Annotated in this window: 14 protein-coding genes; 5 read left to right on the forward strand and 9 right to left on the reverse strand. The window is 74.4% G+C overall.

Annotated features, from left to right (window positions below):
- Positions 1 to 50 precede the first annotated feature (50 nt).
- The gene (locus DT076_RS05970) at positions 51 to 722 is read left to right on the forward strand and encodes an SIMPL domain-containing protein (RefSeq protein WP_114125759.1); all 672 of its coding nucleotides are present in this window, start codon (positions 51 to 53) and stop codon (positions 720 to 722) included.
- 105 nt (positions 723 to 827) lie between these two features.
- Here DT076_RS05970 and DT076_RS05975 read toward each other — a convergent pair whose 3' ends face one another.
- On the reverse strand, positions 828 to 1,283 hold the full coding sequence (locus DT076_RS05975; protein WP_114125760.1) for a VOC family protein: 456 nt from the start codon (positions 1,281 to 1,283) through the stop codon (positions 828 to 830).
- Positions 1,284 to 1,385: 102 nt separating this feature from the next.
- Here DT076_RS05975 and DT076_RS05980 point away from each other — a divergent pair, with 102 nt between their 5' ends.
- Positions 1,386 to 2,402 (forward strand): helix-turn-helix transcriptional regulator, encoded by a 1,017-nt coding sequence (locus DT076_RS05980; RefSeq protein ID WP_114125761.1) that lies wholly within the window; start codon positions 1,386 to 1,388, stop codon positions 2,400 to 2,402.
- A gap of 153 nt (positions 2,403 to 2,555) precedes the next feature.
- Here DT076_RS05980 and DT076_RS05985 read toward each other — a convergent pair whose 3' ends face one another.
- The 5 genes from DT076_RS05985 to DT076_RS06005 are packed head-to-tail and all read right to left on the reverse strand — an operon-like array spanning position 2,556 to position 6,901.
- Positions 2,556 to 4,301: a class I mannose-6-phosphate isomerase gene (locus DT076_RS05985; RefSeq protein WP_114125762.1), complete on the reverse strand. Its 1,746-nt coding sequence runs from the start codon at positions 4,299 to 4,301 to the stop codon at positions 2,556 to 2,558.
- A 2-nt stretch (positions 4,302 to 4,303) separates the two neighbouring features.
- Entirely contained in the window at positions 4,304 to 5,002 is a 699-nt protein-coding gene (locus DT076_RS05990; protein ID WP_158548057.1) for an ROK family protein, read from the reverse strand.
- Between the two features lie 8 nt (positions 5,003 to 5,010).
- Complete coding sequence (locus tag DT076_RS05995; protein ID WP_114125764.1) at positions 5,011 to 5,232, reverse strand: hypothetical protein; 222 nt, start codon at positions 5,230 to 5,232, stop codon at positions 5,011 to 5,013.
- A gap of 58 nt (positions 5,233 to 5,290) precedes the next feature.
- Complete coding sequence (locus DT076_RS06000; RefSeq protein ID WP_114125765.1) at positions 5,291 to 5,845, reverse strand: P-loop NTPase family protein; 555 nt, start codon at positions 5,843 to 5,845, stop codon at positions 5,291 to 5,293.
- A gap of 51 nt (positions 5,846 to 5,896) precedes the next feature.
- Positions 5,897 to 6,901, reverse strand: coding sequence for a LacI family DNA-binding transcriptional regulator (locus tag DT076_RS06005; RefSeq protein ID WP_199538999.1), 1,005 nt, complete (start codon positions 6,899 to 6,901; stop codon positions 5,897 to 5,899).
- A 248-nt stretch (positions 6,902 to 7,149) separates the two neighbouring features.
- On the opposite strand from DT076_RS06005, the gene DT076_RS06010 reads away from it, so the two are divergent.
- Together DT076_RS06010 and DT076_RS06015 are read left to right on the forward strand one after the other, a co-directional pair.
- Positions 7,150 to 10,332 (forward strand): glycoside hydrolase family 38 N-terminal domain-containing protein, encoded by a 3,183-nt coding sequence (locus DT076_RS06010; RefSeq protein ID WP_114125767.1) that lies wholly within the window; start codon positions 7,150 to 7,152, stop codon positions 10,330 to 10,332.
- A gap of 355 nt (positions 10,333 to 10,687) precedes the next feature.
- Complete coding sequence (locus DT076_RS06015; protein WP_114125768.1) at positions 10,688 to 12,190, forward strand: alkaline phosphatase family protein; 1,503 nt, start codon at positions 10,688 to 10,690, stop codon at positions 12,188 to 12,190.
- A gap of 55 nt (positions 12,191 to 12,245) precedes the next feature.
- Here the strand turns inward: DT076_RS06015 and DT076_RS06020 are convergent, their stop codons facing one another.
- On the reverse strand, positions 12,246 to 12,437 hold the full coding sequence (locus DT076_RS06020) for a hypothetical protein (RefSeq protein WP_114125769.1): 192 nt from the start codon (positions 12,435 to 12,437) through the stop codon (positions 12,246 to 12,248).
- Positions 12,438 to 12,611: 174 nt separating this feature from the next.
- On the opposite strand from DT076_RS06020, the gene DT076_RS06025 reads away from it, so the two are divergent.
- Entirely contained in the window at positions 12,612 to 13,784 is a 1,173-nt protein-coding gene (locus DT076_RS06025) for an RtcB family protein (protein WP_233493696.1), read from the forward strand.
- Between the two features lie 91 nt (positions 13,785 to 13,875).
- Here the strand turns inward: DT076_RS06025 and DT076_RS06030 are convergent, their stop codons facing one another.
- Together DT076_RS06030 and DT076_RS06035 are read right to left on the reverse strand one after the other, a co-directional pair.
- Positions 13,876 to 14,355 carry a GNAT family N-acetyltransferase gene (locus DT076_RS06030; protein WP_199539000.1) on the reverse strand — a complete coding sequence of 160 codons (480 nt, stop codon included), beginning with the start codon at positions 14,353 to 14,355 and terminating at the stop codon, positions 13,876 to 13,878.
- 127 nt (positions 14,356 to 14,482) lie between these two features.
- Positions 14,483 to 14,788 (reverse strand): EthD domain-containing protein, encoded by a 306-nt coding sequence (locus tag DT076_RS06035; RefSeq protein WP_114125771.1) that lies wholly within the window; start codon positions 14,786 to 14,788, stop codon positions 14,483 to 14,485.
- Between the last annotated feature and the right edge of the window lie 29 nt (positions 14,789 to 14,817).

Genomic DNA, 14,817 nt, shown 5'->3' on the forward strand with positions numbered 1-14,817 from the left:
TCGACCCGCGTGACCGGCATCACCCTAGCCCCTGGCGTAACCTCCCGGCCATGAGTCAGGTGGAGGTCACGGTCCGGGGTCGGTACAGCGCGTTCCAGCCGCCCGAGCGCGGCACCGTGCACCTCACGGTGACGCTCGAGGGTCCGAAGGAGCCGTCCGTGCACGGCGGCGTGGCGGAGGCGGTCGGCGCCGTGACCGAGCGGGTGCGTCCGCTGCACGACCCGGCCGCGGGACCGGTCACCTGGTGGGCCAGCGACCAGCTGCGCACGTGGGCCCGCCGGCCGTGGAACTCCGAGGGCAAGCAGCTGCCGCTGGTGTTCCACGCCTCGGCCGACGTCCGGGTGAAGTTCGCCGACTTCAGCGTGCTCAGCCGGTGGCTGGCCGAGGTGCTGCAGGTGCGCGGCGTGCGGGTGAACCGGATCGAGTGGGCGCTGACCGAGGCGAGGAAGACCGAGCTGACGCACCGCGTCCGGGCCCAGGCGGTGGCCGACGCCCGGCAGAAGGCCCAGGCCTACGCCGACGCCCTCGGGCTCGGCGCGGTGACAGCCGTCGCGGTCGCCGACGCCGGCATGCTCGGCCAGGGGCTGGAGCCCTCGAACGGCGCCCCGCCGGTGGCCTTCGCCCGCGCCGGCGCGGCGTCCGGCGGTGCGGCCGAGGTGGCATTCGCCCCCGAGGACGTCGAGGTGTCGGCCGCGGTCGACGCCCGATTCCTGGCCGGCTGACGACGGCGGCCCGGGTCCGTCCCGGACGTGCCCCGGCGCGAGCCTCCCGGTGACGGCGAGGCCTGCGTCGGATGAGCAGCGTCGGACCCGGGCCGGCCCGACGGGTCAGCCGGCAGCCGGTGCGACGTCGAGCACCCAGGTGACGCCGAACCGGTCGGTGAGCATGCCGAAGCCGGGGCTCCAGGCCGAGGGGCCCAGCTCCTCGACGACGGTCGCGCCGTCGGCCAGCCCCTCCCAGTAGCCGCGCACCTCCTCCAGGCTCTGACCCTGGACGGAGAGGAAGAACGGCTCGCTGGTGAGCGTGAGGCCCTGCTCGCGGCGGGTGGTGGCCTCCACCGGCGCGGGCTCGCTGCCCGGCACGTCGTAGGCCAGCACCCGGAAGCCGTTGTCGGCGAACAGCCGACCGAAGACCACCCTGTCGGCGTCCGGCGCCTCGGCGGGCATACCGAGCTGGGCGTAGCGGGTCAGCTGCAGCTCTCCGCCGAAGACGGACTGGTAGAAGCCGAGCGCCTCGGCCGCCCGGCCGCGGAAGTTGAGGTGGGTGACGGTGGTGAGGGACATGTCGACTCCTTCGATGCCTGCGCCGGACCTCCCGGCGACGCGACCCACGATGCCGGCGGTGCCGGACAGGGAACGTCCGCTACTCGTGGCATCGTCGGACTCGTGCCGACGAGCTCCTCCGCCCAGACGTCCGGACGTCTGCTGACCCTGCTCTCGCTGCTGCAGGCCCGCCGGGACTGGTCGGGGCCGGCGCTGAGCGAGCGGCTCGGCGTCAGCGACCGCACCCTGCGCCGCGACGTCGACCGGCTGCGCGAGCTCGGCTACCCGGTCCGCGCGCTGATGGGTCCGGCCGGTGGCTACCGGCTCGACGCGGGCAGCCAGCTGCCGCCGCTGCTGCTCGACGACGAGCAGGCGGTCGCCGTCGCGGTGGCGCTGCGGGCGGCCGTCGGGACCGGCGCGGAGGTGGCCGAGGGGGCGGCGCGGGCACTGACCACGCTGCGGCAGGTGCTGCCCGCACGGCTCCGGCAGCGGGTGGACGCGCTGGACTTCACCGCCGTCGTCCCCGGTGACCGCGCGGGTGCGGCGGTCGACCCGGGCGTCGTGCTGGCGATCACCGCGGCGATCCGGGCCCGGGAGGAGCTGCGCTTCGACTACGAGCCTGGCACGGACGCGGCTCCAGAGGGGCGGGCGTCGAGCGGGCCGCCGCCGCGGCGTGTGCAGCCGCACCACGTGGTCGTCCGGGCGGGACGCTGGTACCTCGTCGGCTGGTCGGCCGAGCGGGAGGACTGGCGCGTGTACCGGGTCGACCGCATCCGGCCGCGGACGCCGAACGGCCCCCGATTCACCCCGCGCGAGCTGCCGGGCGGTGACGTCGGCGCATTCCTGGACGCGCGGTTCCGCGGGGCGGCCGACGGGTCGACGGGGTGGCCCTGCCGGGGCACCGTGGTGCTGCACCGGCCGGCGTCGGAGGTGGGACCCTTCGTCGGCGAGGGCACGGTGGAGCCGCTCGGCGCGGAGCGCTGCCGGGTCGCGCTCGGCTCCTGGTCGTGGGCCGGGCTGGCCGCCACGCTGGCCCGCTTCGACGCGGATGTCGACGTCCTCGGTCCGCCGGAGCTGCGCCAGGCCTTCGCCGACCTCGCCGCCCGCGCCGCCCGGGCCGCCCGGGCCGCCGGCGGATGAGCGTCGCCCGTACCAAAACCTGTCGATAGCGGCCAGACACGCCCATATCCGCCATGTCGGGCTCCTATGAACATGTTCTGGAGCGCGAGAGGCCCTTCGACAGGCTCAGGGCGCTGGGATGGGTCGGCCGCTGAGCTCGTCGAAGCGCGAGGGTCAGGTGCGTTCGGTGTCGCGGACGGAGGCGCGGAGGGTGCGCCAGGGGCCGGCGCCGGTGCCACGGATGCGGTAGCGGCCGACGGCGGCGGGGACGATGAAGGTCTCGGCGTAGTGCACCTCGAACGGGTCGAAATCCCCGTCGGGGGACTCCACGACGGCCGCCTCGCCCTGCACCAGGTTGAGCACGTGCACCGTGCCGTGGGTGTCGTGCTCGACCGGCGCGGTGAAGGTGTGGCGGCGGGTCTCGATGAACTCCAGCTCGTGCAGGCCGGTCCGCTCCTCGGTCCAGCCGTCGCCGGCGTCCACCGGCTCGACCTGGTCGACGAGGTTCTGCCGGGTCCAGTCCGTGTCACGGCGGACGTCGATGTTGGCCAGGCCGTGCTCGAGGTGGATCGGCCGTGGACGCCCGTCCAGTCCGAGGCGGCCCCAGTCCCACAGCTTGAAGGTGAAGATGAAGGGGGTCGCCGACACCTCCAGCACCATCGAGCCCGCGCCCGAGCAGTGCACCGTCCCGGCCGGGATGAGGAAGTGGTCGTGCGGACGCGCGGGGAACGTGTTGACCAGCCGGTCGGCGTCCACCTCACCTCCGGCCTGCCCCTCCTCCAGCGCCGCCCGGACGTCCTCCAGCCCCACCCCGGGACGCAGCCCCAGGTAGACCTGCGCCCCGGGCTCGGCGTCGAGCAGGTAGTAGGACTCGTCCTGGGTGTAGGGCATCGCGAAGTGCCGCTGGATGTAGTCGGTGGTCGGGTGCACCTGCAGGGAGAGGTTGCCCCCGGCCATGGTGTCGAGGAAGTCGAAGCGGATCGGGAACTCCGCCCCGAACCGGGCGAAGGTCCGCTCCCCCAGCAGTTCCCGCGGGTGCCGCAGCACCAGGTCGATGGCGGGGATCTCGACGTGCTCGGCCCCGAGCCCGAGCCGCAGGCTGTTCTCCTCCGGGACGCCGTCGAAGCACCACGCGTAGTGCTGCCCGCCCGGCGCCGGGTCGAGCCCGCACACCTCCTCCATCCAGGTGCCGCCCCAGGGTCCGGGGTCGAAGAAGGGGACGAGCCGGAACGGACGGGCCGCCGCCTGCTCCAGCCCCGCCCGCAGGGTGTCGCCGGTGACCAGCTTCGGGGTGGCCGTCGTGGTGTCGAGCAGGTGGGAACACCGCGCCAGCAGCGGCCGCTTGTGCTCGTCGGCGACCCGCCACTCGACGAAGAAGCCACGCTTGTACTTGCGCAGCACGTCCTCCTCGCCGTTGCCCGCCCGCCAGTTGCCCGCTCCCGCCCGGAACCGCTGCTGGATCTCCCACCGCGGCAGGTCGGCCAGCACCACCGGCGCCTCCGCAGGCACGACGAGGCTGGCACCCCAGCCCACGACGACGGTCGGCCGGTCGGTCCGCGCCAGCTGGTGGCGCAGCCGGTCGAGCTCGCCGGGGTGGAAGAAGGCGCCGATCCGGCGGCGGCTGAGCACCCCGAACACGCGGTCGTCGGTCAGCTCGTCGGCGAGCAGCTCGTCGAGGTCCTTGGCGCTCAGGGCGGCCTCGGCCTCGACGTCGACGACCACCAGCGCCGGGTCGGCGGCCGACAGCGCGTCCCGCACGGCGCCGACGTCGACGCCGGGGTAGCAGTCGACGGCGAGCGGGGAGGACGTCGCGCGCGCCAGCCCGGCCAGCTGGGTCCAGACGGCCTCGCCCGTCCACAACGGGTGGGCGCCGTCGAGGGCGACGACGGGGTGGCGGTCGTAGTTGCCGTGTCCGGGCACGGTCAGTCCTTTCCGAGGAGGTGACGGGCCTGGTCGGCCATGCCGAGGGTGGCGGAGGCCCAGACGTCGGGGGCCACCCGAAGGTCGGGTGCGGCCGACGGCTCCCACACCAGCGCGGCGAGCCGGCGGCGCAGGTCGTCGAGGAAGTGCGGGGCCGCGCTGGCCAGGCCGCCGGTGAGCACCACGCGGTCCGGTCCGACGACCGCGCAGGCGTTGGCGATCCCGACCGCCCACCAGCCGACCAGCTCGTCGAGGACGGCCCGTCCGAGCGGGTCGCCGGTGGTGGCGGCGGAGACGACCAGCGCGAGGTCGGCGTCGGCGGGCAGGGTCGAGGACGGGTGGCGCGCACGCTGCTCGGCCACCACCCGCGGCAGCGCCCAGCCCGAGGCCAGCGCCTCCAGGCAGCCGCGCCGCCCGCAGGTGCACTCCGGCCCGTCGGGGAGCAGCTGCTGGTGCCCGCCGAGGACGCCACGGTGCCCGGGCCCGTCGCGCAGCGCGACGCCGCCGACCACCAGCGAGGAGCCGACCCCGGTGCCGAGGGTGAGGGTGAGGAGCACCTGCGCCCCCTGCCCGGCGCCGGCGACGTACTCGCCCCAGCCGGCGGCACGGGCGTCGTTGTCGACCGCCACCGGGACGCCGAGCCAGCCGCCCACCTCCCCGGCGAGGTCGCGGTCGACCAGCGAGCCCACCTTGTCGTGCACCGAGCGCATCACCCCGCGGCGTCGACCACGCCGGGCAGCGCGAGCCCGGCGGCGGCGACCGGCCCGGCCGGGGTGGGGTCGTCCTGCCAGGAGCGCGCCAGGGTCTCGAGCGCACCGAGGTCGGCCTCGCCGCCGCGGTGGGGCAGCCGGGAGGCACGCAGCACCCGTCGGCCGTCGAGCTCGGCCACCTTGGTGCTCGACCCACCGATGTCGGCAGCGATGACGGTCACCGGGTCTCCGTTCAGGTATCGATACCGCAGGTATACCAGACGGTGGCCCGCTTCAGGGTCAGGAAGCGAACGGCTCCCAGGCCGGCACCGGCTGGAGGTCGAAGGCCGCGATGATCCGGTCGGCTGCCTCGTCGGGGGTCGTCGTGCCGGTGTCGATGCGCAGGTCGACCGGAGGCCGCTCGACCTCGACGGTGCTCCGCCGCAGCCGGCGCAGCGTCTCCAGGTCGGTGAGCTTGCCGACCTCGTGCCGGCTCGGCAGCCCGATCCGCCGCTCCTGCTCGGCCGGGTCGACCACCAGCTCGACGAAGTGCACCCGCCCGCCTTCGTCCTCGACGCTGCGGCGGGCCCGCTCGGGGAAACCCGGCCGGACGGTGGCCTCCGGGGTGAAGGTGAAGACCAGCGAGACGTCCGCGGCGGCCGCCCGGGCGAAGGTGGCGAGCCAGAACTGCTCGCGGAGCTCGACGAACGGCGGCGAGCCGAACGGGAACACCGCGGTCAGCGCGTCCACCACGAGGTGGTTGTGGAGGACGCCGGAGTGCAGCCGGGCGGACAGCGCGCGGGCCACCGTCAGCTTGCCCGCGGCGGCGACGCCGTGCAGGAAGACCAGGTCCATCGCGCCGACGCGAGTGCGCCGCCTCCCGCGCGGCCACCGCATGGGGGAGGCTCAGCGACGCCGCAGCGGGTCGCCGTGGTGGACCAGGTGCGTGGCGACCACCTCGTGCTGGGGCGGCAGCTCCTCGCGGCTGCGCAGCCGCTGCAGCAGCAGGGCGGCGGCTCGGCGTCCCACCTCGGCCGGGGCGTAGGTGACCAGCGAGACCGGCATCGCCAGCAGCGGCGCGGTGGCGATGTCGTCGAAGCCGACCACCCGCAGCGGGACGCCGGCCGCGGCGACCCAGCGGCAGGCGGCCAGGGTGTTGCGGTTGTTCGCGGCCAGCACGGCGGTCGGCGGGTCGGGCGCGGCCATCAGCCGCCACATCCGCGCGTCGGCCGCGGCGGTCTCGGCCGGCAGGTCGACGAGCAGGTCCTCGGCCACCTCGACCCCGCACTCGGTCTGCCCGGCGAGGAACCCGCGGCGGCGCTCCGCACCGGGCCAGGACGGGTGCGGCAGCCCGAGGAAGGCGGTGCGCCGGTGCCCCTCGAGGACGAGCTGGCGGCTCGCCTCGCGCGCGCCGCCGAAGTCGTCGACCACCACCGAGTCGACCTCCGGCGAGGAGCCGCGGCTGGTGGCCAGCACCACCGGCAGGTCGTGCAGGCTCGCCCGCGACAGGTGGTCCTGGTCCGCGCCGGCCGGCACCACCACCAGCCCCTCGACGCGGCGGGACGCCAGCCCGTCCACCACGGCCCGCTCCCGGCTGCCGTCCTCCCCCGACGTGCCGAGCAGCACCTGCAGCCCGTGCTCGGCCGCCACCTCCTCCACGCCGGTGGCGAGCTGGGAGTAGAAGGGGTTGCCCAGGTTGGTGACGACCAGGCCGAGCAACCCGGTGGCCCTGCCGGCCCGCAGCCCCCGCGCCCAGTCGTTGCGCCGGTAGCCCAGGGCGTCGACGGCGGCGAGGACGCGGGCCCGCAGCGCCGGGTCGACGGTCGGCTCGTCGCGCAGGGTGCGCGAGACCGTCATCGGCGAGACGCCGGCGTGCGCGGCGACGTCGCGCATGGTCGGGGGCTGACTCACCCCGGCATCCTCCCGCCTCGCCGCGGCCGGCAGCCACCCCCTTGCCGGAGGCGTCGCGTTATCGTTACCTTGCTGGTGCACCCGCTTCGACGTGGAAGGAGCAGCGCGATGGGCCGACGGCCGTCCCGTCGGGCGACGCGCCCGCCGTCCGTCCGCGCGCACCCTGCTCCCCCGCTGAGCCCCATCCCCTCGCCGGTCGCCCCAGCGACCGGCCCCTCGCGCACCCGCTGACCCGGAAGGACCTCCCCGTGCCGGACGACAAGGCCCTCATCTCCGCCCGCCCCTGGTCGGGCGACGACGCCCGCGACGGCATGCTGCGCGTCAGCGCGTGCGCCGCCCTCACCCTCCCCGAGGGTGAGCTGGCGGTCGTCTGCGAGCCGATGACCCGCCGCGACGAGGACGGCACCCGGTGGCGGGCGCTGCGGATCGACCTGCCCCCGCGGCTGGCCACGCCCGTCCGCGCCGAGGACGTCCGGCTCGAGGACGTCGGCGGCGATGCCGTGCCGGTCCGCCCGGTCGACGGCCCGGCGGGCAGCGTCAGACTGCTGGTGCCGTTCAGCACCGAGGAGCGCAAGCTGCGGCTGTCGGTGCCGACCCTGGGCGAGGGCGTCGTCCTCGACGTCGTCACCGACGTGCCGCGGGAGTGGACCATCCACCTGGTGCACCACTCCCACCTCGACATCGGCTACACCGACCCCCAGCCGCGGATCCAGGCCGAGCAGCGGGCCTACCTCGACTCGGTGCTGGAGCTGGCGCGGGCCACCGACGACTGGCCCGAGGAGTCCCGGTTCCGGTGGGCGGTGGAGTCGCTGTGGAGCTTCGCCCAGTGGGCCGAGCTGCGTCCCGAGGCCGACGTCGAGGAGTTCTGCGAGCGGGTGCGGGCCGGGCAGATCGAGCTGACCGCGATGCCGTACAACCTGCACACCGACACCTGCTCCACCGACGAGCTGCACGAGCTGCTGCGTACCGCGCGGGAGGTCCGCGACCGCTTCGGGCTGCCGTTCAGCGCCGCGATGCAGACCGACGTCCCCGGCGCCGTGGTCGGGCTGCCGGCCGCGCTCGGCGAGGTCGGCGTCCGCTACCTCGCGGTGGCCCACAACTGGGCCGGCCGCTCGATGCCGCACACGAGCGGCGGGGAGCACCTGCCCCGGTTGTTCCGCTGGACCACCCCGGCCGGGGACACCGTGACGGTGTGGATGACCGACAGCCCGCACGGCCTGGCCTACATGGAGGGCCCGTTCCTCGGCTTCGCCGACCGATACGAGACCGTCGACCGGCTGCTGCCGTCCTACCTCGCCTCCACCGCCCGCAACGCCTACCCCTACCCGCCCGGCGTCTTCGGCTGGCACGGCGAACCGGTCACCAACCGCGAGCCCTACCCCTGGGACGTCCTGCACCTGCGCACCCAGGGCTGGATCGGCGACAACGCCCCGGCCCGGCTCACCGCCGCGAGCATCGTCCGGCGCTGGAACGAGACCTGGGAGTGGCCGAAGCTGCGGATGTCGACCAACACCGACTTCTTCACCGACGCCGAGCAGCGCCTCGGCGACCAGCTGGAGACCTTCGAGGGCGACTGGGGCGACTGGTGGGTCGAGGGCGTCGGCTCCGCCGCGCTGCCGCAGGCGCTGGTGCGCGGCGCGCAGGCCCGGGTCACCGACGCGCAGGTGGTCTCCTCGACCGGGCGCCTGCTCGGCGGGAGCGCCGACGTGGCCGAGCCGGTGCACGCCCGCCGCACCTACGAGTCGATCTCGCTGTTCAACGAGCACACCTGGGGCGCCGCCAACTCCTGGCTGTCCGCCGACGAGGGCGGGAGCTCGGGTGAGCAGCAGTGGCACTGGAAGTCCGCCCACGCGCTGGCCGCCCAGGAGCGCTCGGAGGCCTTCCTCGAGCGGTCGCAGGCGGTGCTCGGGGCGCAGCTGCCGCGGGCCGCCGGGGCGGTCGAGACCGTCTACGCCCTCAACACCCAGACCTGGGCGCAGACGACGACCGTGCGGTTCCTGCTGCGGGAGTCGGTGGTGCCCGACGACACCGCGGTCGAGGTCCGCGACGCCCGCACCGGCCAGGCGCTGCCCTGCACCAGCGAGCCGCAGAGCAACGTCACCCACCGTCAGGCCGGGCGCTGGCTGCGGGTCCCGGTTCCGGACGTCCCCGGCGTCGGGATGGTGCGCCTCGACGTCGTCCCCGTCGACCACCAACCCCGGGAGGGCAGCGAGCACGACGTCGACGAGGGCCTGCCCGGGGTGGTCGTCGACCACGACACCGAGGACGCCGTGCTGCCCGACCTGCCGCGCAGCGAGCTCCTCACCCTCTCCAACGAGCACCTGCGGGTGCGCTTCGACGAGCGGCGCAGCTGCATCGCCTCGATCGTGGAGCTGGCGACCGGGCGGGAGCTGGTCGACCCCGATGCGGTGATCGGCTTCAACGGCTACGTCTACGACACCTACACCAGCGCGGGCGGCTTCAACCACCAGTCCAACAAGACCGAGACCGGGCCGTACCTGGAGCTGCTCGGCTCGCGCAGCCTGGCCCGTCCCTGCGCGGTGCTCGAGCGCACCGACGACGGCGTGGAGCAGCGGCTGGTGGTCGAGTTCGCCGCCGACGGCCTCGACCGCGGCCGGACCACCCTGCGGCTGCGCCGCGGCGAGCCGGTGCTGCACATCGAGAACCGGCTGTGGAAGCCCGCGACGATGACCAAGGAGAGCGCGTTCTTCGCCTTCCCGTTCGCGGTCGAGGACCCGACCGTGCGCTACGAGGTCAGCGGCGGCGTCACCGGGGACGGGCTGGCGCACGTGCCCGGCGCGCCGCAGCACATGCGCGCGATCCGGGACTGGGTGAGCCTGGACGACGCGGCCGGCTCGGTCGCCTGGGTCAGCCCGGACGCCCCGCTGGTGCACCCCGAGACCATCGCCCTGCCCTACGCCCCGTTCCCCGACTCCACCCGTCCGCGCCAGCCCGGCACGATCTACTCCTGGGTGCACAACAACGTCTGGGACACCAACTTCCCGGTGCAGCAGGGCTTCGACGCCACCTTCCGCTTCGCGGTGGGCGTCCCCGCCGGACGACCGCTGACCAGCACCGCGCTGGCCGCGGCGACGGCCGCCGCGGTGGTGCACCCGCCGGTGCCGGTGCTGGCCCGCGGCCCGGTGGCCGAGGACGCGCCGGCGGTCCGGCAGCTGGTGGAGGTCGGCGACCCGCGGGTGAAGCTCGTCAGCGTGTGCGCCGGCGCGGAGAGGGCGCTGCAGCTGCGCTTGCAGTCCTTCGCCGACGAGCCGGTCGAGGTGCGTCTCCGGCTGCCCGACCAGACGGTGCGCGCGGCCCGGCAGACGACCTACCTGGGTGACGTCCGGGGGGAGCTGGCGGCCGACGGTGACGCGACGTCGGTCCGGCTGGAGCCGTTCGCGGTGGCCGCGGTCGAGCTCGATCTCCGCTGACGCCAGCCCCGAGCTTCGACAGGCTCAGCGCGCTGTGCGCCGGTCCGCGCTGTGTCCCAGGCCGCGCGGTGCCCGAGTCCGCGCTGGGTGACGTCCGCGGGTGTCCGTCCTCTCCGAGCCTGCTGGGGGCGTCGGTGACGCTTGGCAGCGACTGAACACGCCGTGTCTCGACGGTGGCCACCGGCCGCAGGGGCGGCGCTGAGGAGGTGATCCGCACACGGGCGGGCAGCGGCCCGGCGCGACCCCGCAGAGTTCAGCCCGCCCGCACCGCCGCGTCACCCGGTGTTCAGCACCGCCGCCCTAGCGTGACGGAGGTCAAGAACCCACCCCCCAGCCTGGAAGGGCGTGCGCAGACATGGCCGAAGAAGCAGACCCGTCGCAGCAGGACCCCACCTTCACCCGCCGCCGGATGCTCGGTGGCGCCGCCGCCGGAGGCGCCGGGATGGCGCTGTCGGTGCTGCCGTCGAGCGTGCAGCGCGCGCTCGCCACGCCGCTGCCGAGCAAGCGGCCCTCGTTGGACGACGTCGAGCACGTCGTGCTGCTGATGCAGGAGAACCGCAGCTTCGACCACTACTTCGGCACCATGTCGGGGGTCATCGGCTACTCCGACCCGAACGCCGTCGAGCTGCCCACCGGGCGGAGCGTCTTCTACCAGCCCACCGACCAGAACGCCGACGGCTACGTGCTGCCGTTCCACCTCGACAGCCGCACCACCTCGGCCCAGGGCATGCCGACCGCCGGCGACTACGCCTGGGACCCGGCCCACATGGCGTGGAACGGCGGGAGGATGGACCAGTGGCTGCCGGCCAGCTACCGCTACTTCGGCGGCGACAAGTCGAACATCCCGCGTCTGATGGGCTACTTCGAGGAGCAGGACATCCCGTTCCACCGGGCCCTGGCCGACGCCTTCACCATCTGCGACCGCTACCACTGCTCCATCCTCGGCTCGACCACGCCGAACCGGGTGATGTGGGAGACCGGCACCGTCGACCCCGACGGCCGGGCCGGCGGTCCGATCCTCACCAACGCGATGGACGAGAACAGGTGGCGCAGCTACGCCGAGGAGCTGACCGACGCCGGCGTGAGCTGGCGCTTCTACCAGGAGCAGGGCGGCATGCGCAGCCAGACCGGCTGGTTCAAGACCTTCCGGGAGGCGCCGGAGTCCTCACCGCTGCGCCAGAACAGCCGGATGGTCCCGACCGGCCAGTTCGAGTACGACGCGCTGCACGACCGGCTGCCCACGGTGTCCTGGCTGTTCCCGCCGACCGACCAGAACGAGCACCCCAACCAGTCGATGCCGGCCGCCGGCGCCAGCTACATCGCCTCCAAGATCGACGCCATCGCGGCCAACCCGGAGGTGTGGGCCAAGACGGTGTTCCTGCTGGTCTGGGACGAGAACGGGGGGATGTTCGACCACGTCGTCCCCCCGACGCCGCGGCCCGGCACGCCGGAGGAGTTCGTGACCCTGACCTCACCCGGCGGGGTCGACGGCGGCGGACGTCCGCTGGGCGCCGGCTTCCGGGTGCCCTGCATCATCATCTCGCCGTGGACGGCCGGAGGCTGGGTGTGCAGCGAGCCCTTCGACCACACCTCCCACCTGCGCTTCCTGGAGCGGGTGACCGGGGTGCCGTGCCCGACCATCAGCCAGTGGCGCCGCGACACCTTCGGCGACCTGACCTCGGCCTTCCGCTTCGCCGGCCGGGCCGAGCAGCCGCCGGTCATGCCCAGCACCGCCGGCGACCTGACGCGGGCCCGCTACGAGGTGGCCACGCTGCCTGAACCGGCCTACCCCGAGGACCGGCAGACCCCGCCCAAGCAGGCACCGGGCACCCGCCCGAAGACCCCCCGACGCCGCTGACCCGACAGCACTGACGCCCGCGGCGCAGGATCCCGCGGGCGCTCCGGGGCGGACCTCAGCCGCTCGGTGGGCTGAGCCGCTCCTGGCAGCGGCTGGCGTGGACGGCCTCGGCCTCGGCGTCCCAGCCGTCGAGGTGGACCAGGTGCGGGTAGACGAAGCCCTCCCTCAGCCGGACGAGGTCGGCCCGCGCCCTCGTGCGACGGAAGTCGTCGGGGATGCTGCCGACGGCGTCCACCGTCCCGCGCACCGCCCGAGCAGCCCGGCGCGGGCTGCGCCCGTCCCCTCCGCGCCATCAGGACGTGCTCCTTGCGTCGCGCCCATGGCGTCGAGACTAGGCGGGTCAGCGCGGGTACAGCGTCGGAAAGCCGTTGCCCCCGCCCACCCCCCGGCGGCCACGATGAGCGGCCGGAAGGAGGACGTCGTGCCGGAGAAGATCGCACCCAAGGCCCTCTCGTGGGCCTCGGTGCTGGAGGAGAAGACCCGCGCCCAGGCGGTGCAGACGGCCGGAATGCCCTTCATCCACCCGCACCTGGCGCTGATGCCGGACGCCCACCTCGGCAAGGGCGCGACGGTCGGCTCGGTGATCCCGACCGACCGGGCGATCATCCCGGCCGCGGTGGGGGTCGACATCGGCTGCGGGATGGACGCCGTCCGCACCCAGTGGACCGCCGAGGACCTCGCCGGCCGCGACCTGCGCGCGCTGCGGACCGGGATCGAGCGCGCCGTCCCGCTGTCGGCGGGGAAGGACAACCGCCGCCTCATCGACAGCGCGGCCGCGCGGGTCGAGCAGCTGGAGCGACTCGCCGGCGAGCACCAGCTCGACCCGGCCCGCTACGCCGCGAACTGGACGCTGCAGCTGGGCAGCCTCGGCTCGGGCAACCACTTCATCGAGGTCTCCCTCGACACCGACGACCGGGTGTGGCTGTTCCTGCACTCCGGCTCGCGTGGGGTGGGCAACAAGATCGCCTCCCAGCACATCGCGGTCGCCCAGGAGCAGTGCCGGCGGCAGCGGGTGGAGCTGCCCGACCGCGACCTGGCCTACCTGGTCGAGGGCACCGCCGAGTTCGACGCCTACCTCCGCGAGCTGCGCTGGGCCCAGGAGTTCGCCCGGCTCAACCGTGCGGAGATGATGGACCGCGTCCGCCAGCAGATCGCCCGCCTGATGGGCGCTGAGGTGGAGGCGGAGCTGGAGGTGTCCTGCCACCACAACTACACCGAGCAGGAGGAGCACTTCGGACGCCGGGTGTGGCTGTCGCGCAAGGGCGCGATCTCGGCGCGGAAGGGGGAGTGGGGGCTGATCCCCGGCTCGATGGGCACCCGCTCCTACGTGGTGCGCGGGAAGGGCAACCGCGACTCGCTGTGCTCGGCACCGCACGGGGCGGGGCGGATGCACTCCCGCTCGGCGGCGCGCAAGCGGTTCACCCAGCAGCAGCTGCGCGAGGCGATGGCCGGCATCGAGTACCGCGACACCGACGCCTTCCTCGACGAGCACCCCGGCGCCTACAAGGACATCGACCAGGTGATGGTCGACGCCGCCGACCTGGTCGAGGTGGTGCACGAGCTGCGCCAGGTGGTCAACGTCAAGGGCGACTGAGCCCGACGGTCTCCACTTCGCGATCTTGTCCCGATGTCGGTGCACGATCGCGAAGTGGGACGCGCTCGGCACGCACAAGGGCGGCCGGGAGCTAGCCGGGCGCCCAGCGGTACAGGACGTCGGGCTCCCGCTCCTCGTTGTCGCCGTCGGTGCGGCGCACCTCGACGAACCCGTGCCGCTCGTAGAAGGAGCGCGCCCGGGAGTTCCGCTGGAAGGTCCACAGCTGCAGGGGCCCGCTCGCCACGTCCTGCGCCAGACGCAGCAGGCGCGCTCCCAGCCCGCACCCCTGCTGCTCCGGCGCGACGTAGAGCTGGTTGATCCAGCCGGGGCTGAGGGCGAGCACGGCCACTGGCCTGCGGTCCTCCCCCGGCCGGCACGCGACCCTGACGTCGTGCTCGCGCAGCAGCACCTCCGCCACCCACACCTCGTCCTCGGCGAGGGTGTGCGGCACGGCGAGCCAGGGCATGGCCTCGGCCTTGGTCCGGCGGATGAGCCGCGCCACGTCGGGGGCGTCGGTGTCCTCCGCTCCCCGGATCACCGGGCTGCTGTCGGAACCGGACCCTGCACGCACGGGGGTCACGCTAGAGGTCCGAGCCGGTCGCCTCGACGTCTTTTCCGCAGCGGCCGCAGACTGCTCCGGCCGGCCGGGGGCCCGGGGACGCGACCCGCTGGTGGTCGCGTCCCCGGGTCTCGCGGGCTCAGGCCCGTTCGATGTCGGAGAACAGGCCGGTGAAGGGGGTGCCGAGCTCGCCGAGCCGGGTGAACAGCTCCCCGGCGACCGGCGTGGTGACGGCGGCCGAGGCCGCGTCGTAGTCGTCGAAGTAGAGGTCGAGCGTGCGGTGGGCCGGGGTGGGCGTGCCGTCCTCCTTGGGCCAGACCCTGGCCGACTCGGTGCGGCGCAGGCCGGGCAGCTGGGTGGCGAGCTCGACCAGCGGGGCGTAGGCCTCCTCGAAGGCCTCGACGTCGGTCGGGTTGTCGATGATGAAGGTGATCTTGGTGGGCATGGACGGTCCTTTCGTCGGTGGTGCTGTGG

Source organism: Desertihabitans brevis, from assembly GCF_003327535.1.
In the GTDB taxonomy this organism is placed as follows: domain Bacteria; phylum Actinomycetota; class Actinomycetes; order Propionibacteriales; family Propionibacteriaceae; genus Desertihabitans; species Desertihabitans brevis.

Excerpts from the sequence above, each read along its gene's own strand:
- DT076_RS05970 (WP_114125759.1), top strand. The coding sequence starts at position 51 with ATGAGTCAGGTGGAGGTCACGGTCCGGGGTCGGTACAGCGCGTTCCAG.
- DT076_RS05975 (WP_114125760.1), bottom strand. The coding sequence starts at position 1,283 with ATGTCCCTCACCACCGTCACCCACCTCAACTTCCGCGGCCGGGCGGCC.
- DT076_RS06000 (WP_114125765.1), bottom strand. The coding sequence starts at position 5,845 with ATGGACCTGGTCTTCCTGCACGGCGTCGCCGCCGCGGGCAAGCTGACG.
- DT076_RS06015 (WP_114125768.1), top strand. The coding sequence starts at position 10,688 with ATGGCCGAAGAAGCAGACCCGTCGCAGCAGGACCCCACCTTCACCCGC.
- DT076_RS06035 (WP_114125771.1), bottom strand. The coding sequence starts at position 14,788 with ATGCCCACCAAGATCACCTTCATCATCGACAACCCGACCGACGTCGAG.